At 37.1% G+C, this 17,939-nt stretch carries 13 protein-coding genes and 1 tRNA gene; 6 read left to right on the top strand and 8 right to left on the bottom strand.

All coding sequences use genetic code 11. The features are described from left to right. Positions 1 to 42: 42 nt before the first annotated feature. The gene (locus IPI15_RS04635) at positions 43 to 1,029 is read right to left on the bottom strand and encodes a pyruvate dehydrogenase complex E1 component subunit beta (protein WP_287401049.1); all 987 of its coding nucleotides are present in this window, start codon (positions 1,027 to 1,029) and stop codon (positions 43 to 45) included. Positions 1,030 to 1,209: 180 nt separating this feature from the next. Between IPI15_RS04635 and IPI15_RS04640 the strand changes: the two genes are divergently transcribed. Then, positions 1,210 to 2,409 (top strand): CofH family radical SAM protein, encoded by a 1,200-nt coding sequence (locus IPI15_RS04640; protein WP_287401051.1) that lies wholly within the window; start codon positions 1,210 to 1,212, stop codon positions 2,407 to 2,409. A gap of 278 nt (positions 2,410 to 2,687) precedes the next feature. Here the strand turns inward: IPI15_RS04640 and IPI15_RS04645 are convergent. The 3 genes from IPI15_RS04645 to rseP all read right to left on the bottom strand — a co-directional run bounded on the left by IPI15_RS04645 (position 2,688) and on the right by rseP (position 4,652). Further along, positions 2,688 to 2,771: transfer RNA gene (locus tag IPI15_RS04645), tRNA-Leu, on the bottom strand. 30 nt (positions 2,772 to 2,801) lie between these two features. Further along, positions 2,802 to 3,314, bottom strand: a complete 513-nt coding sequence (gene hscB / locus IPI15_RS04650) for a Fe-S protein assembly co-chaperone HscB (RefSeq protein ID WP_287401052.1) — start codon at positions 3,312 to 3,314, stop codon at positions 2,802 to 2,804. Beyond that, positions 3,315 to 4,652: an RIP metalloprotease RseP gene (rseP, locus tag IPI15_RS04655; protein WP_287401053.1), complete on the bottom strand. Its 1,338-nt coding sequence runs from the start codon at positions 4,650 to 4,652 to the stop codon at positions 3,315 to 3,317. Between the two features lie 129 nt (positions 4,653 to 4,781). Between rseP and IPI15_RS04660 the strand changes: the two genes are divergently transcribed. From IPI15_RS04660 to IPI15_RS04670, 3 genes are all read left to right on the top strand, one after another. Beyond that, entirely contained in the window at positions 4,782 to 5,489 is a 708-nt protein-coding gene (locus tag IPI15_RS04660) for an RsmE family RNA methyltransferase (protein ID WP_287401055.1), read from the top strand. A gap of 138 nt (positions 5,490 to 5,627) precedes the next feature. Continuing rightward, the gene (locus IPI15_RS04665; RefSeq protein ID WP_287401056.1) at positions 5,628 to 7,208 is read left to right on the top strand and encodes a peptide chain release factor 3; all 1,581 of its coding nucleotides are present in this window, start codon (positions 5,628 to 5,630) and stop codon (positions 7,206 to 7,208) included. 478 nt (positions 7,209 to 7,686) lie between these two features. After that, positions 7,687 to 10,251, top strand: coding sequence for an FtsK/SpoIIIE family DNA translocase (locus IPI15_RS04670; protein ID WP_287401057.1), 2,565 nt, complete (start codon positions 7,687 to 7,689; stop codon positions 10,249 to 10,251). Between the two features lie 10 nt (positions 10,252 to 10,261). Here IPI15_RS04670 and IPI15_RS04675 read toward each other — a convergent pair whose 3' ends face one another. Further along, positions 10,262 to 11,143 (bottom strand): IS1595 family transposase, encoded by an 882-nt coding sequence (locus tag IPI15_RS04675; protein WP_287419344.1) that lies wholly within the window; start codon positions 11,141 to 11,143, stop codon positions 10,262 to 10,264. Between the two features lie 180 nt (positions 11,144 to 11,323). Here IPI15_RS04675 and IPI15_RS04680 point away from each other — a divergent pair, with 180 nt between their 5' ends. Beyond that, on the top strand, positions 11,324 to 13,702 hold the full coding sequence (locus IPI15_RS04680) for a S9 family peptidase (RefSeq protein ID WP_287401059.1): 2,379 nt from the start codon (positions 11,324 to 11,326) through the stop codon (positions 13,700 to 13,702). Between the two features lie 432 nt (positions 13,703 to 14,134). Here IPI15_RS04680 and rsmI read toward each other — a convergent pair whose 3' ends face one another. The 3 genes from rsmI to pssA are packed head-to-tail and all read right to left on the bottom strand — an operon-like array spanning position 14,135 to position 15,869. Next, positions 14,135 to 14,866: a 16S rRNA (cytidine(1402)-2'-O)-methyltransferase gene (gene rsmI, locus IPI15_RS04685; RefSeq protein WP_287401061.1), complete on the bottom strand. Its 732-nt coding sequence runs from the start codon at positions 14,864 to 14,866 to the stop codon at positions 14,135 to 14,137. Further along, positions 14,866 to 15,117, bottom strand: a complete 252-nt coding sequence (gene purS / locus IPI15_RS04690; RefSeq protein WP_287401062.1) for a phosphoribosylformylglycinamidine synthase subunit PurS — start codon at positions 15,115 to 15,117, stop codon at positions 14,866 to 14,868. Before purS ends, rsmI begins: the two co-directional genes overlap by 1 nt. A 41-nt stretch (positions 15,118 to 15,158) precedes the next feature. Then, positions 15,159 to 15,869 (bottom strand): CDP-diacylglycerol--serine O-phosphatidyltransferase, encoded by a 711-nt coding sequence (gene pssA, locus IPI15_RS04695; RefSeq protein ID WP_287419345.1) that lies wholly within the window; start codon positions 15,867 to 15,869, stop codon positions 15,159 to 15,161. 140 nt (positions 15,870 to 16,009) lie between these two features. Between pssA and IPI15_RS04700 the strand changes: the two genes are divergently transcribed. Continuing rightward, positions 16,010 to 17,842, top strand: coding sequence for a T9SS type B sorting domain-containing protein (locus IPI15_RS04700; RefSeq protein WP_287401064.1), 1,833 nt, complete (start codon positions 16,010 to 16,012; stop codon positions 17,840 to 17,842). The last annotated feature ends 97 nt before the right edge of the window (positions 17,843 to 17,939 follow it).

Raw genomic sequence — 17,939 nt, forward strand, 5'->3', positions numbered from 1 at the left:
TTTAAAATTAGATACTAGACACAAGACACAAGAGTCTAGTATCTATTTCGCCACATACATTACCTCTTTGACAGCCTTGATCACTTTAGCCGGATTGGGCATGTACTCTTCTACAAACACACCAGAATAACCTAGTGAAGTATCTGCAGAATTGACTCTTGTTACCGGCGCATCGAGATAGTCAAATGCGTATTTTTGTATTTCGTAAGCAATTTCTGCAGAAACTCCGAACATTGGCCAAGCTTCGTCTACTGCTACTACTCTGTTTGTTTTCTTAACTGATTCTATAACGGTTTTTATATCTAATGGACGAATTGACCTAAGATCTATTACCTCGGCAGAAATACCTTCCTTCGCTAGTTCCTCAGCTGCAATCATACATGTTTTTACTTGTTTGTTGTATGATACAAGAGTCACATCTGAACCTTCTCTTCTGACTTTCGCCTTACCAATAGGGACCAAATATTCACCTTCAGGTACTTCTCCTTTTTCACCATAAAATAGTTCAGATTCCATCATACACACTGGATTTGGGTCACGGATGGCAGATTTAAGCAAACCTTTTGCATCAGCTGGATCTGTACATGAAATTACTTTTATTCCTGGTATATTGCCCATCCATGATTCAAAAGTTTGGCTATGTTGCTGTGCTAATTGTCCGGCAGCACCTGAAGGTCCTCTGAACACTATCTGACAGCCAAATTGGCCCCCTGACTGAGATAAGGTCTTTGCTGCATTGTTTACGATTTGGTCAAAAGCAAGAACAGCAAAATTCCAGGTCATAAATTCAATAATCGGTTTCAACCCGTTCATTGCTGCGCCAACCCCAATACCTGCAAAACCTAATTCTGCTATCGGTGTATCAATCACTCTTTCAGGGCCAAATTCCTCCAGCATTCCTTTGCTCACCTTGTAAGCACCATTATATTCAGCGACCTCTTCTCCCATAAGGAAAACTAAAGGATCCAGGCGCATTTCCTCAATCATTGCCTCGCGCAATGCATCTCTCAACGTTAATATTCTCGACATTCAAATAATATTTGTGGCAAATGTAACAAACTTTGTTTACTTATTTGTGTTGGTTTTGTGTGATAAGAATTATATATAATGGCTCGAAGTTACATTATTATTAGGTGTTGGTTGTTCATAATCTTACATCTAGTTTAATTAGGCATATCTTTGTTATTATATTCATATTTAAAATTAAGCATGGACTCACAAGAATATAGTTACCCTATAGAAAATTCAGAACTACCGATGATCGAACGCATTGCATCAAAGGTTAATAGCAATGAGCGGATCACTAATGAAGAAGCTTTATTATTATATGAAAAGGCATCACTTGGGCAATTGGCAAAAATGGCTGAGGTCATCAGACAAAGAAAATCAGGCAATAAAGTATTTTTCAATAGAAACTTTCATTTAGAGCCAACCAATGTTTGTATTTATTCCTGTGCTTTTTGTTCTTACAGCAGACTTATCAAAGAGCGTGGAGATGGTTGGGAACTCTCGATGGATGAAATGATGGATATCGTTAAAAAATATGATGATCAACCCGTGACCGAGATCCACATAGTGGGTGGTGTAATGCCACAATACGATGTAATATTTTATTCAACTTTATTTTCAAAAATTAAGGAACATCGTCCGGAATTACACGTGAAAGCCTTGACACCAGTAGAGTATCATTATATTTTCAAAAAAGCTAAAATCTCTTATGCTGAAGGAATGAAGCTGATGATGGATGCCGGTCTTGACAGCATTCCCGGCGGTGGTGCTGAAATATTTCATCCTGAAATAAGAGAGCAGATCGCAGGTGATAAATGTACCGGCCAGGAATGGCTGGATATGCATAGGGAATGGCATTTATTAGGTGGAAAATCGAACGCTACAATGCTTTATGGTCATATAGAAAATTATGGTCACAGGATTGATCATATGGATAAATTGCGACAGCTTCAAGATGAAACGGGTGGATTCCAGACTTTTATTCCCCTTAAGTTTCTGAATGAAAATAATGAGATGTCTCACATCAAGCAATCCTCTGTATTGGATGATATGCGTAATTACGCTGTTTCAAGGATCTACCTTGATAATTTTGATCATTTGAAGGCATATTGGCCGATGCTTGGAAGAGATATGGCGCAGATGAGTTTGTCTTTTGGAGTGGATGACCTGGACGGAACAATCGATGATACAACTAAGATTTACTCAATGGCTGGTTCTGAGGAACAAAATCCCAATATGAATACCCATGATCTTGTAGTTATGATCGATGCAGTTCACAGGCAAGCAGTTGAGCGGGACACATTGTATAATGTAGTTAAATCATACACGAAGGAAGAGTTGGCAGAAGAGCAAACACAATATGACTATTATTCGTTGCCGGTAGTGAGTACAACAGTATAATATAATTTCAGCATGATATTGAAGTAGGGACAAGGCTTGCCCTTGTCCGCATTATAATGATAAGTGAAATAGTGTGGCTGGACTTAAGTGTTATAGTGTTATAGTATTAGAGTATATCAGTATATCAGTATGGCAGTACGATAGTATGATAGTTTATACTTACCGATTACCCATTATCCATTGCACCCATTACCAATTACACACTTCAAATATATCAGTACATCAGCAATGCTGAGTGGAGGGCAAAAAAAAAGGAGCCCTAATGCTCCTTTTAAAAGTACCGCCGGAGGGAATCGAACCCTCACGACCTCACAGTCACAGGATTTTGAATCCAGCGCGTCTACCAATTCCGCCACAGCGGCAATAAATCTTAATTGTTACGACTTCTCGTTTCAATGGGATGCAAAAGTATAAATACTTTCTTCAATTCGCAATAAATATTTCTCAATATAATGAAAATTCTTCAATTTACTCTTGGAATCATCATTCAATATTCCTTTATCATATTGATTTAGAATATCTTGTATGCCGGATAGTTGAAGTTGTATTTTATTTTCAATTTGGCTTTTAAGCGATTTTAACTTGGATTCATCTTTCAATTCTTTAGCCTCTTCAATTTCCATATTGAACTCCAACATTTCCATTAAGAATTCTTGAGGAAGAATCGGTTTTTCACCGGCAACTATTATATCTTCAAGTGTAAGGATGTAGGTAAAACGTTTACTTTTATCCTTTAAAGTGCTATATGCCAAATTGTTATATCCTGATTGTTCAGGTAAAGATTCATCTATCGAATTAGCTTTGTCAGGATGTAATTCCATTGATTTACTCAAGAATGACTTCCTAAGGTCCGCAGGATCAAGGTTAAACTTTCTTTCTACACCAAACCATTCGAAATAATTCATCTATTTAAGCGCTCTAAAGATATCCAAGCCATTGGCGTATAATAAAAGCCCTAATAGCAATACCATTCCAATTGTCGTCGCTACTTCCATTACTTTATCATTGACCTTTTTACCTGTTACAACTTCCCAAAGCAAGAACATGATGTATCCTCCATCTAAAGCCGGAATTGGCAATAAATTCATAAATGCAAGAATCAATGAAAGTATAGCTGTTATATTCCAAAATTCCCTCCAATTCCATTCGCTAGGGAAGAGCTTAGTAATACTTGCAAATCCGCCTAGGGATTCTGAAGCTTTTATATCACCGGAAAACATTTTTCCAAATGCAGATATTTGCTTAGATAAGAAGTCTACACCTTTGTGAACTCCGGCTGGCATCGCCTCGATCAATGAATATTTTTTTACATCATATTTATAATATTTGTCCGGGCCGTAAGGGTTGAATCCAACCACTCCCTTCTCATCAAGTTTAATATTACTAAGTACCATCGTATCTTTTTTACGAACTACTTCAAGTGAGATGGTTTTATTTTTAGAACTTTCCAGTTCCTTCATTAATTCGTGATAGTAAGGAACAGGCTTGTTATTGATCATCACCACCTGGTCACCTTCAGTTAAACCAGCTTTTCCACCTGGAGATTTTGGATCTACTTTTGCGACAATAGTCGGCAATCTTGCATTGATCATGCTCACTGCATCCTTTTGATTAGAAGTGATGGCAGCGGCAGCTTCATTAGATATTTTGACATCAATTAATTGTCCTTCGCGTTCAACCTTTACATCTCTAAGGTCATTAAGCATGATTTCTGTAACGAGAATTGGACCGCTAAAGTATTCATAAGGCTTACCTCCTAAAGAAACAATCTTATCACCATCCATAAATCCGGCATCATTAGCTAATTGGGTAGTAGATATTCCATACGTCATATTCTTAGCAGGCAATTTGGTCTCACCATAAAAGAAATACATCAATCCAAAAATAAAGAAACCTAAAATGAAGTTGACAGTGACTCCACCAATCATTATGATTAGACGCTGCCATGCCTTTTTAGACCTGAATTCCCAAGGTTCTGGTGCACGATTTTTGAATTCCTTATCCATGCTCTCATCAACCATACCGGATATTTTAACATATCCTCCCAGAGGCAACCAGCCAACACCGTATTCAGTATCACCTTTTTTAAACTTAAATAGTGAAAACCAGGGATCAAAGAAGAGATAGAATTTTTCCACGCGTGTACCGAAGAGCTTAGCTGGAATAAAATGTCCTAATTCATGTAAGATTACTAATATCGAAAGGCTCAATATCAGCTGGGCGATCATGATAACTATATCCATTTAATAAATATTATTTTAATTTTACTTTTTACAAACACAAAGGCGACTGATAAAGTTGCTTCTGAAAGTTGGCAAAGGTAATAGTTTATAATTGCTTTGCTAATATCATCAAAATTAATATATATACAAATGCAGTTGTTTTGGGGAGTTAAACACGATAATTCGACTATTATCATAGAAGGGGAAGAGGTCGTTCATTTAAACAAAAGTCTAAGAAAGCAACAGGGAGACTTAATTAATTTGATTGACGGTTCGGGTGTAATCTACAAATGTGAATTGGGGCAAATGTCAAGGAATCAGGCATTTGCGAGTATAGTAGAGATTGTTCAAAGTAAGAAGAAATGGCTTGGAAAGCTACACCTTGCAATCGCTTTAACGAAGAATATCGACAGAATCGAGTGGTTTGTAGAAAAGGCAGTTGAAATGGGAGTTGATGAGATTTCTTTCATTAATTGTGAAAGATCTGTCAAAACTAGTATCAAGATAGATAGGATCAAAAGGATTGTGCAGTCATCCATGAAGCAATCTTTGAACTGTTATTTAACATTGATCAATAATGATATTTCATTTAACCAAATACTAGAGAATACAAAGGATTATTCCACCAAACTTATTCCACATTGTGAAGATATTGAAAAGGTGAATTTGTCAAATGCATTCATTGGTGGAGGTAAAACTATTGTACTTATTGGACCTGAAGGAGATTTTACATCAAGTGAGGTAAATTTGGCCATTGAAAGCGGTTTCTCTCCAGCTTCTATGGGAGAAACAAGATTAAGGACAGAAACAGCAGGTATGATGGCTGTGGCGATTTATCAGAGTCAGAATTGGAGATAGAAGTTTACTAGTTAATTAATATAATAGTTAACCAGTAATAAGTATGACGGTCGCTTGTGACATTCTCACCTTCCTCACACATAGATTTATCATTCATAAATTTAATTTCTACCTTTGCGCCCTTATTTCAAAATATTTATGAGCAAAGAAACGGAAATCGCGAGACGCAGAACCTTTGGCATCATCAGTCATCCGGATGCAGGGAAAACAACTTTGACCGAAAAATTACTGTTATTCGGTGGAGCTATCCAGGTCGCAGGCGCAGTAAAATCTAATAAGATCAAGAAGTCGGCAACTTCGGATTTTATGGAGATAGAAAAACAAAGAGGTATCTCTGTAGCAACATCTGTCATGGGTTTTGAGTACAGAGATTTACAGATCAACATATTAGATACTCCCGGCCACAAAGATTTTGCAGAAGATACCTATAGGACCTTGACGGCAGTAGATAGTGTCATTGTGGTGATTGATGTCGCTAAAGGAGTGGAACCTCAGACTGAGAAATTGGTTGAAGTAAGCCGTATGCGAAAGACACCTATCATTGTGTTTATCAACAAATTGGATAGAGAAGGCTTAGATGCTTTTGATTTAATTGATGATATAGAACAGAAGCTCGGATTAAATGCTTGTCCTCTGTCATGGCCTATAGGAATGGGACAACGTTTCAAGGGTGTTTATAATATCTATGAGAATAAACTTTCACTTTTCGGAGCACATGGAAAACAAACTGAAGGAGAAACAATTGTCATCAATGACATCAATGATCCAACCATTGATAAGATAGTAGGGGAGAGTGCAGCAAAAGAATTGCGGGAAGAAATGGAGACGGTAAAAGGTATATACCCGGATTTTGATAAAGAGGCCTATTTGAATGGTAATCAGTCTCCAGTATTTTTTGGAAGTGCCGTAAATAACTTTGGAGTAAAAGAGCTCTTAGATTGTTTTGTGGAAATAGCTCCACCACCTTTGCCCCGAGAAACAGAAGAGCGCACTGTTAGACCTGAAGAAAATGCTTTCTCTGGATTCGTTTTCAAGATTCATGCCAATATGGATCCGAAGCATAGAGATAGAATTGCTTTTCTAAGGATTTGTTCAGGGGAATTTAAGCGAAATACCAATTATTTCCATGTAAGAAAGGGTGCGAAAATGAAGTTCAGTAACCCTACTACATTCATGGCATCGAAGAAAGAGTTGGTGGAAGAGGCATATCCTGGAGATGTTGTAGGTTTATACGATTCGGGTAATTTTAAGATCGGCGATACCCTTTCAGATGGTGAATCATTGCACTTCAAAGGGCTTCCAAGCTTCTCACCCGAGCAGTTCAGATTTGTAAACAATGCAGATCCAATGAAGTCAAAGCAACTTGCCAAAGGTTTGGAGCAATTAATGGATGAAGGTGTAGCTCAATTATTCATAAAAGAAGATAATGGACGAAAGATCGTAGGTACAGTTGGTGCGCTTCAGTTTGACGTCATTCAATTTAGATTAGAACATGAATATGGCGCGAAATGTACCTATGAACCTGTGAATCTGCACAAGGCATGCTGGGTAACATCAGAGAAACAATCTGACATGGATGCATTTGTCCAAAGAAGAAAAAAAGATGTAGCAAGAGACAAAGATGGCCTGCTTGTATATCTTGCCGAAAGTGCATGGGCATTAAATACTGCGAGAGAAAATCATCCGGAAATTGATTTTCATTTGACGAATGAGGGGTAAAAGAGATGCTAGACAATAGATTATAGACAATAGATACTAGATTGTCCACCCCCCAAACCCCCATCAAAGTGGGACATCACACAATCATATTTATTACTAAAAATAACAACTTTCAATTAAACAAAATGACCAATATTGAACTATAATATGAGGCCATACGGTTGTCCAACTTTGGAGGTGGCCAAGGGGGAGGACATCATCTACAGAAAGATATTTTTTATTTTTAAAATATTTGAAACTCTCATTTGAATAACACATTATCAGTTCTTCACTCATCACTCATCATTCATTACTAGCTTTTCGTCCATTTTTTACCTCTAAAACCTAATTTTACCAAACAGTTTGAAATTTCTGAATCAATTATTTTGAATCTATTACATATTAATAAATTTTATTATCTTTGTAATTGTATGTGAGCTTACTATGTAGCTTGTATTCAACATTTATTTAAGACAACTACAAAATTTATTAAGGTCTTATGGCAACAAGAAAGCCTAAGCAGGCGCCGCCTTCTTTTACAAAAAGAATCAGCAACATTCTAAAGGATGACAGGCTACCCAAGATTACAGGTTTGTTTTGTTATCTATTAGCAATTTTCCTTTTTATATCCTTTACCTCTTATTTATTTACCTGGAAAGCCGATAGTGACTTTTTGCAGCCGTTCAAATGGGACAATCTTTTTGAAGCTGAGAAGGTAGCTCAAAATTGGTTTGGTAAGCTTGGTGCTTTGGCATCCCATTTAATTATTTTTCTAACTTTTGGTTTAAGTTCATTTGCTTTAATATTGTTATTAATTCGAATAGGCTATAGACTGATCAACGGTGAAGGATCAGCCTTGATTTGGCCAATGTTTAGAAACGTATTTTTTGCAATGGTTTTAGGATCAACTTTCTTCGAACTAATCCTTCCCACAGCTTCTTTTCCTTTTAGTGGCGCATATGGCAAGAGTATTGTTGCGCTTGGTAATGAGTATTTAGGAGCAGTCGGAACCTGGTTATTATTTGGATTCGTATTATTAGCTATTGCCGTTTGGTTTAGAAATGCCAATCCAGAAATGTGGTCTTTTAAAAAGTATTTTCCTGAATTCAATAGGAGCTTCTTCTCGTTTTTAAATTTTTCAGGTTGGATAGAGTCATTCAAGCGAAATAATTTGCATAATGATGAATACGGCGATGATTCTGAAATAGTTGAAGATGTCGATGAAGAAATAGTAGAAGATAATTCTTTAATTATAAACAAATCTTTTGATGATGAATTTGAGGCTGTTGAAACAACTTTTACCAAAAGAATCCCTTCTAGTTATAATCAGGATGTTCCTTTTGAATTGGAAGAAACTGAAACCAATGTTCAACCTTCTAACGGTCAAATAGCAACCCAGGAAGAATTGGGCTTTGAAATTGATGAAATTTTCTCTACAATGCGTCAGGATAAAGATACGGAGCAAGAAGCTCCTATCTATGAGTTGACAAAAGATGAAGAGGAATTACTAAAAGTAAGAGCTGAGCTTGACAATCCTGATGAACCATACAACCCAATTCTTGAGCTTTCAAAATATCAAAAACCTGGATTGGAGCTGTTGGATAGTTATGATGATCAGCAAGTTCAAATAGATCACGCAGTGCTGAATGCCAATAAGGATCAGATCGTTAATACACTATTGAATTATAAGATCGAGATCACTAAGATCCGAGCTACAATTGGCCCAACAGTAACTTTGTATGAGATCGTACCGGCGCCCGGTGTAAGAATCTCAAAAATTAAAAACCTTGAAGACGATATTGCCTTAAGTTTAGCGGCACTTGGTATTAGAATTATTGCTCCAATACCTGGAAGAGGTACTATCGGTATTGAAGTTCCAAATCAAAATAAGCAGATTGTTGGACTTAGAGAAGTGCTGGGATCAGAGAGATTTCAGGCAGCTCAAATGGATCTTCCTATTGCTTTTGGTAAAACGATCAGCAATGAAGTATTTGTAGCAGACCTTGCTAAAATGCCTCACTTACTCATAGCTGGAGCCACAGGGCAAGGGAAATCTGTCGGAATTAATGCTATTCTACTATCGATTATTCAACACAATCACCCGGCTTATGTCAAGTTGGTATTGATCGATCCTAAGAAGGTTGAATTATCAATTTATAGCAGACTCGAAAGTCATTTCCTTTGCATGCTACCTGATCAGGACGAACCGATTATTACCGACACTAAAAAAGTGATCAGGACGTTGAATTCATTGGTTATTGAGATGGATTCAAGGTACGACTTGCTGAAGAAGGCCGGTGTCAGGAATATTAAAGAATACAACCATAAATTTACTGAAAGGAAACTCAATCCAAACAAAGGTCACAAATTCCTTCCGTTTATAGTTTTAGTTATAGATGAGTTTGCAGACTTAATTATGACTGCAGGAAAGGAAATCGAGGCACCAATTGCAAGAATTGCTCAGTTGGCGAGGGCTATCGGTATTCACTTGGTAATTGCAACACAAAGGCCTTCAGTCAAGATCATCACGGGTATCATAAAAGCGAACTTCCCGGCTAGAATTGCATTTAAAGTATCATCAAAGATAGATTCCGGAATCATTCTGGATGCCGGAGGTGCCGATCAATTGATCGGTCGTGGTGACATGCTTTTATCCGCAGATGGAAAGATCGTAAGAATCCAGTCCGCTTTTGTGGATACGCACGAGGTTGATAAGGTGGTGAAATTTATAGCAGATCAACAAGGTTTTCCTACGCCATACATGTTGCCGGAAGTTCCGGATGACACTGCTGAGGGCAGTGGTAAAGGACAATTGAAGTTGGCTGACCTGGATGATTTAATTCAGGAGGCTGCTTTGTTGGTTGTTCAGAATCAGCATGGGTCGACGTCAATGATTCAAAGAAGATTGAAGTTGGGTTATAATAGAGCCGGAAGAATCATGGATCAGTTGGAGTCATTGGGCATTGTAGGAGGCAATGAAGGGAGTAAGCCGAGAGAGGTATTATTTCATGGGGAGATGGAGGTTAATTCATTTTTTGAGAATTTGAATGAGGGGGCGTTTTAGAAAGCAAACTTTATGAAGTAGGCGCATAGTTAACAATGTCAAAATAAGGCCTGGGCTCATGTTTTACCATTCGGGTCAGTAAATCATCAAATATTTCTCCTTTCATCAGGTGTCTGTTGTATCTGTAGCAATATTCATTTATGTAATATTGAATATACTTGACATTGCCATGAATTCCCGCAAACCAGGATTTTAATCCATTAGTTGCTCTATTAATCTTATTGAATTTAATGATATTAGACTTGGCTTTTTTTATTCCAATTTTGTGGTTTAGTAAATCATCATGAGTAGTTAAAGTTGCTTCCTGATCTACTTTATTTTTGACAAAATTGTTTAGCACATTTTGCTTTAAATTTTTTAGGTGACAACCATACATTCTACTAATTCCTTTAGATTTTTTTTCTATTGCAAGGAGAATCTTATTCTTTTCATTTTTCTTTGAACCAGAGGTTTTGTTCAAATATCCAACATCAAAGAGTCCTAATTCTACTTGCCCCAATAATGGATGAATATTGCTACTTTCCATAGCCTGCATTACTTTTTGCTTGAATAACCAACATGTCTTTTGCCTAAGTTGTAATTTCCTACTGAGTTCAGTTGAGGCCATTCCCTTTTTGTTTGTTGATATAAAGTACACTATCCAAAAAGCCTTTTGTAGAGAAAATTTGACCTTGTGAAATAATGTCCCAGCTGTTGGGCTTTCAAGGTGGCAGCACTTTGTGCATTGTCTGTCAAATTCCTTGATTCCCTTGCAATATTTTAGATTACTGCATATCGGACATTTGTATCCATCCTTCCATTTTAGTTCTGCTAAATATTTAGAGCAGCTCTGGATATCAGGAAATTTTGATTGAAATTCGAAGACGGAAAGTGATTTGAATTTTGATTCCATGGTAATTTGATTTGGGTTGTTCAAAGATAAGCATTTTTATTTATTGAAAAAGTGCCTAATTAAAAAATATCCCCCCAATTCACGCATTTCTCCCTCTCCTCCCATTTATTTCCTTCCTTTCTCAACTTAAAATGTACTTTTATTGACTTTATCTTATGTAATTATCAAAGTACATCTTTCATGAAATTTACTTTTACTTTTTTAATAGCTCTTTCAATCCTCCCTTGGGTAGCTCATTCCCAATCCTCTAAACTCACCATCCAAAAAATTATGCAGGATCCTAAATGGATCGGAGCCTCTCCCAAGCAAGTATACTGGGGCATTGACAATAAAGTCTATTTTATGTGGAACCCTGACAATGCTACATCAGATTCATTGTATAAATGTGATCCAACAGGAAAAAAAATCACCAAACTTACTGATCAAAATTCTCCAGCCATTTTAAGTACGACTGACATCTTTTACTCCAAACAAAGGACATCCTATTGTTACAATGAAGCAGGTGATATTTTCTATGTCAATGAAAAGAAGAAAGTACTTCGTGTTACTCAGACTGCCGAGTATGAAAGAATCGCAGGCTTTGACGACGATGGTTCGAAAATAATATATTTGGTGAATGATGAGCTATTTAGCTGGAATGTCACCAACGGGCAGACAACTCAAATTTTTTTGATAAAGAAGAATCGCACTGCGACTACCGATTCTAAAAAGTTAGACACAAAAGACGCCAAATTAACCAATGAACAATATCGTTTATTCCCAAGGTTTAAAGAGTTGAATGAAAAGAATGCTAATAGAAAATTAGCGAAAAAGGTTGAGAAAAATCTTATTCCATATGGTTTCCAATTAACTGATGATAGATTTGACAATGCAACTTTGAGCCCCGACGGGAATTTTATTTCTTTTCGTACTTCTAAGAGTAGACCATTAGGCAGTCTAACGATGATACCCGAATATGTCACTAGATCCGGTTATACAAGTAATATTGACGGCAGATCAAAGGTTGGAGAAAATTATTTTACCAATTTTATGCAGTTCTATGATTTTCAAAATGATAGTTTGTTTCATTTAGACCTGAATGTTTTACCGGGTATAAAAGTTATACCGGATTTCTATGATAATTATCCTACTTTAAAAGATTCTTTGGTAAAACTGAATAAAGCAAAGGAATGTAAAATAAATGATCCCGTGTGGAGCGCAAATGGACATAATGCTATCATTCAGGTGTATTCGTATGATTTTAAGGATAGATGGATCTGCTGGTTCAGTGGATTTAAAAACCAATTAATTACCCTCGACCATCAGCACGATGAAGCATGGATAGGAGGCCCGCTTTGTGGAAGCGTATACAATCCAGGCTATCTTAAATGGTTGGATAATGATAATATTATCTTTTCATCAGAGGTAAGTGGCTATTCGCATTTGTATTTGATCAATGTGAAAACCGGGATAAAGAAGTCGTTGACTCAAGGTTCGTATGAAGTTCAGCATGTCTTCTTGTCTATTGATAAAAAGGACCTTTTCTTGGTCACCAATCAATCTGAACCTGGAAGCCACACTATTGTAAAATTAAATATCGCTTCCGGAAAAAATGAAATTATAACTAATCTTGGCACTGGTCTGGAGGATGTATGTTTTTCAAAAGACTTTAAATATGTTGCCTTTTTAAGCTCTTCTACCAATATTCCATGGGAATTATATATTCAGGAAGCTAGGACAAATGGAAAACTGACTAGAATTACAGATAAGTCCCGTTCAGAGGAATTTTCTAAATACCCTTGGCGCATTCTTGAAATAGTCAAAGTTACAGCCCGTGACGGTAAGGAAATTTATTCCCGACTTTATAAACCAAAAGTTCAGGATCCTCTGAAACCTGCCGTCATCTTTGTACATGGAGCCGGTTATTTGCAGAATGCGCACAAATGGTGGAGTTATTATTTTAGAGAATATATGTTTCATAATATGTTGGCCGACCTCGGTTATACAGTTTTGGATATGGATTATAGGGCAAGTGCAGGCTATGGACGCGATGTAAGGACTGATATTTATAGATTTATGGGTGGTAAAGATTTGACAGATCAAGTCGATGGAGCAAATTATTTAGTAGCCAATTGTGGTGTCGATGCCGCTAGAATAGGCATTTACGGAGGTTCATATGGCGGCTTTATTACTTTAATGGCTTTGTTCACTGAACCTGATATTTTTAAGGCAGGTGCAGCACTCAGACCTGTGACTGATTGGGAGCATTACAATCATGGATATACGGCGCAGATTCTCAACACGCCGGTGCAGGATAGCATCGCTTATGCTAGAAGTTCTCCGATAAATTTTGCCGAAGGGCTCAAAAATAGGCTTTTGATTTGCCATGGTATGATAGATGTCAATGTGCATTTTCAAGATGTGGTGCGCCTCCAACAAAGACTTATTGATCTTGGAAAGGACAATTGGGAAGTAGCTGCTTATCCTACTCAAGACCATGGATTTACCCAACCGGAATCGTGGACAGATGAGTATAAAAGGATATTTAAGTTGTTTGAGGAAGAGTTGAGGGGAAAGTAATGATGTTTAAAGATTATTGTAATGGCTGCAGGCATTTGGCGGTAGGCATTAAGCTATAAGCCGTAAGTCGGGATTTGACTTTATTTTATACTTTTATTAACAGTGATTTTACAAAAATATGAAATTTGTAGTCGTAATGTTTAATCCTAAAGGTGCAATGAGTTGATTTCCCCCTTTTGAGGGGGCTAGGGGGAGTCTTTAACGGAATCACGTATTTGGATTTTGTCTGAATCACGCTTGCCTGCCAAATAAGGCAGGCATTTAAAGGGATTACACGGATTGCACGGATTGTGTCGATTAAATTGGAATTTGCTTCATTTATTCGCGAGCAGCTTTCGCAATTCGCCATGGGATGCGACCTTTCAGGCCTTTTCTAGGCTGTAAGCTATAGGCAGTAGACCGTAAATTAAATACTATTCTACTCTAATACTTTTAAACTATAATACTATGCTCCTTTTTTACCTTTTTCTCTTTTTCCTTCCCTCCCAACAAGATGACTATTTCTCCTTTTTGTGGAATCTTTGCAGTATTGAGTTGTGACAATAATTCTGAAAGTGACGCAGTAACTGCTTGTTCATGAATCTTAGAGATCTCCCGAACTATGCACGCCAAGCGCTCTTCTCCGCAATGAAGGATGAGTTCTTCGATACATTTCTGCAGCCTGAATGGTGACTCATACATGATTACAGTGCAAGGCAATTGTGATATTTCAGTCAAACGTGTTTGTCTACCTTTTTTGTGGGGCAGAAAGCCTTCGAAAAAGAATTTATCGCTAGGCAATCCACTCATTACTAGTGCGGGAACAAATGCAGTTGGCCCGGGTAAACAAGTTACTTTGACGCCTGCTTGTTTCAATGCCCGAATAAGTAAATAACCGGGATCTGATATACCGGGCGTGCCGGCATCCGATATCAATGCGATATCCTGGCCTGATTGGACAGTGGAAAGTATGTGCTCGACAGCCTTGTGCTCATTAAATGAGTGATATGGTCGCAGTTGAGTAGTAATCTCATATTTTTTCATGAGATGGCCTGATGTCCTCGTATCCTCGGCATAAATCAAAGAAACAGACTTTAGGATTTCAATAGCCCTCAAAGTAAAATCACCAAGATTGCCAATGGGTGTTGGCACTACATGCAGTTGTCCGGCAAAAGTAGAATCCATTATGCGACGGAGATCGTAAAGGTGTAATACTCCATGATCTTATTAGCTAATAGTTTATCACAAGCTTCTGTAACGAGATTTTCAGCACTTGCATCATCAGCACTTTCGAAAGTCATCGTCAAATGTTTTCCAACTCTAAGGTCTTCCACGCCGTGTATTCCGATATGGGGAAGGTTGACAGTGATGGTCTTTCCTTGTGGATCCAATAATTCCTTAAGTGGCATGATATTTATCTCTGCGATATACTTCATTGTATTTTGTAAATTTTATTTTTAGACTGTATAGCGGGTAATCAAATTTTCACAAAGTTAGAAATTATTGAAAGACATGAATACAATAATATTCCTGCGGAGAGTGAAATTACTGGGTAGAAAATGAATAAGCCTACAATTGAACCCAATAAAAAGATAATAAACGGTTGAGTGAGAAACTCTTTTGTAGGTTTTATTTTAAAATGATCGAATTTACTATTCATTAAAAATGAGAAAATAATTACACTTCCATACAAGAACCATTTCTTTTCAATGATTTCAATAAGTGCAATATTTCCATCTTGTTGGATTAAAAGTAGTCCCGCAAAGAACATCGCCATGGCAGGTATGGGTATTCCAATAAATTTATCGCTTTGCTCTGTAGATATATTAAATCTGGCTAATCTCAGACCTCCAAATACCGCCAACAAGAAGGCAGGGTAAAGATACATTCTATCACTTAATGTACTCATAGCTGGATCTATATCCCACGATTGAGCCAAGAAAACGTAAACAATCGCAGATGGGAAAACTCCAAAAGAAACGACATCTGCCAATGAATCCAGCTGCACGCCTAACGGACCATCCACCTTTAATTTTCTTGCTAACAGGCCATCAAGAAAATCAGCAAGCAAACAAATTCCATGCAAAACAAGTGCTTCTTCAATATGTAAATTCAAGATGCTTACCACAGCAAGTGCTCCACAAAATAAATTCAATAGGGTAAGAGCGTTAGGAATATTTTTTATCATGCAGCCTTTTTTGTTTTAAAGCACAAATTTGCTAAAACAAATTCTAGTTAACTAACATTATAAGTATTTTATTCGTTCTTTAAGTTGTTTAGATATATCTTGGAGTAATTCAGAGAATCTATATTATTTTAAATTATCATATGAGATTATTTTCTATACTTGTCTTGATTACTTTATCATTTCGAGCCAACGCACAGGCTCCAAACGATGACTGTATCGACGCCATTAACATTTCAGACGTTACCAATTATTGTTCAACTTATGGTGCTTTTAATACTTTTGGGACTACTCCTTCTATTCCTTCTGAATATACATGTATTCCGAATGATAAAACAGCCAGGGATGTGTGGTTCAAATTTACAGCAGAAGCAAATTTTATAAATCTAAAAGTTACAGGAGCTGCTATAGGCAATGATAATGGTACTTTGAAAAATCCACAAATAATTCTATTTTCAGGCCCATGTTCAGCTCTGGTTGAAATTCAATGTTTTTCAGATGCATTTGATGAACATAAAGTAGATGCTTATGCAGGACCATTGACAATAGGGCAGGAGTACTATATTAACGTCAGTGCCAGAAATGATGTCACGGGTAGCTTCCAATTGTGTCTTAACAATTACAATTTAACTTATGTGCCTGATGGTGACTGCCCAACCGGTAAGATACTGTGTGACAAATCATCTGTCTTTATTGCCAATTTATTAGGTACGGGCGATCTAAATAATGAGATCCCTCCAGGAACTTGTTTAAATTCTGAAAATGCTTCCTCTTGGTATCGCTGGACTTGCAGTAAATCAGGTACTTTGGTTATAAAATTGACACCTTTAAAGGAAGAGGACGATCTGGATTACGCATTATTTGAATTGCCGGGTGGTTTGAATGATTGTCCAAATAAAAAAACATTACGATGTGGTGCAGCAGGGGAAAATGTTGGCGCTCCTAAAGCCTCATGGATTCAATGCACAGGGCCTACTGGATTAAACTTTACTAGTGGCGATTTGGTCGAGTACCCCGGTTGTAATGACGGGAATGATAGTTGGGTGAAATATATTGATATGGTTGAAGGAAAGAGCTATGCTTTTATCGTCAATAACTTTTCTCCTTCAGGTCAAGGCTTTTTTATGGAATTTGGTGGTACTGGGGAATTTCTAGGTGCTAGAGCTGCCTTTGACATTGAACCCGAAGGTACTTGTTTTGAAGATTCATTGACTTTTATTAATTTATCCACAGCTCCTACTGATCCGATAGTTAGTTGGAATTGGAATTTTGGAAGCAATGTGAATCCCAGTGTTTTTACTGATCAGAATCCACCCAAGATCAAATATAATACTCCCGGATATAAATCAATCAATCTGACCATTACTTCACAAGATGGATGTGTGCATACGATAAATAAAACATTCATAGCTAAATGTTGTGAATCACCATTGGAAGTAGAATTGCGTGCCTTACCTTCTGCTCTTGTGGAGTTGGGTGATTTTATTGATCTGAAGGCTATTACCTCGAATGCTTTTGGTCAAACGACTTTTGAATGGATCCCTGCTGATTTGATCGAAGATTGCTTCAATTGTTCTGAGGTAAATTTCAGACCTGCTAAAGATGGGATTTTTTATGTCAAAGCTCAAGATGAGAAAGGTTGCATTACAAATGACTCTTTGGAAATAAGGATTATTGACAATTTCAATGTGTTCGCGCCAAATGTCTTTAGTCCTAATTATGATGGCATCAACGACGGATTTACGATATTTCCAAATCCAGGCGCTAAAAGTATAAAGAGATTAAGAGTTTTTAATCGCTGGGGTGCATGCGTTTATGAAGGTAAAGATCTAACGCCCGGGGAAACATCAGAAGGGTGGGATGGGACCTTCAAAGGTCAGGAGTGTAATCCGGATGTTTATGCTTTTTATGCTGAAGTGGAATTTTTAAATGAAAGAATTCAAGTTTTAAAAGGCAGCGTAACCCTTGTAAGATAGAGAGTTGTGTTTTTTTGTTTAACAAAAGACAAAAAAAGTAGAAAAAAATATTTAATATTTCTTGCAAATTAAAATTAACCTTTTACATTTGCATCCT

It is taken from the genome of Candidatus Brachybacter algidus (genome assembly GCF_016707225.1).
Classification (GTDB): Bacteria; Bacteroidota; Bacteroidia; order Chitinophagales; family Saprospiraceae; genus Parvibacillus; species Parvibacillus algidus.

Coding starts and splice junctions, on each gene's coding strand:
- IPI15_RS04635 (WP_287401049.1), bottom strand. CDS start 1,029: ATGTCGAGAATATTAACGTTGAGAGATGCATTGCGCGAGGCAATGATT.
- IPI15_RS04640 (WP_287401051.1), top strand. CDS start 1,210: ATGGACTCACAAGAATATAGTTACCCTATAGAAAATTCAGAACTACCG.
- hscB (WP_287401052.1), bottom strand. CDS start 3,314: ATGAATTATTTCGAATGGTTTGGTGTAGAAAGAAAGTTTAACCTTGAT.
- rseP (WP_287401053.1), bottom strand. CDS start 4,652: ATGGATATAGTTATCATGATCGCCCAGCTGATATTGAGCCTTTCGATA.
- IPI15_RS04660 (WP_287401055.1), top strand. CDS start 4,782: ATGCAGTTGTTTTGGGGAGTTAAACACGATAATTCGACTATTATCATA.
- IPI15_RS04665 (WP_287401056.1), top strand. CDS start 5,628: ATGAGCAAAGAAACGGAAATCGCGAGACGCAGAACCTTTGGCATCATC.
- IPI15_RS04670 (WP_287401057.1), top strand. CDS start 7,687: ATGGCAACAAGAAAGCCTAAGCAGGCGCCGCCTTCTTTTACAAAAAGA.
- IPI15_RS04675 (WP_287419344.1), bottom strand. CDS start 11,143: ATGGAATCAAAATTCAAATCACTTTCCGTCTTCGAATTTCAATCAAAA.
- IPI15_RS04680 (WP_287401059.1), top strand. CDS start 11,324: ATGAAATTTACTTTTACTTTTTTAATAGCTCTTTCAATCCTCCCTTGG.
- rsmI (WP_287401061.1), bottom strand. CDS start 14,866: ATGGATTCTACTTTTGCCGGACAACTGCATGTAGTGCCAACACCCATT.
- purS (WP_287401062.1), bottom strand. CDS start 15,117: ATGAAGTATATCGCAGAGATAAATATCATGCCACTTAAGGAATTATTG.
- pssA (WP_287419345.1), bottom strand. CDS start 15,869: ATGATAAAAAATATTCCTAACGCTCTTACCCTATTGAATTTATTTTGT.
- IPI15_RS04700 (WP_287401064.1), top strand. CDS start 16,010: ATGAGATTATTTTCTATACTTGTCTTGATTACTTTATCATTTCGAGCC.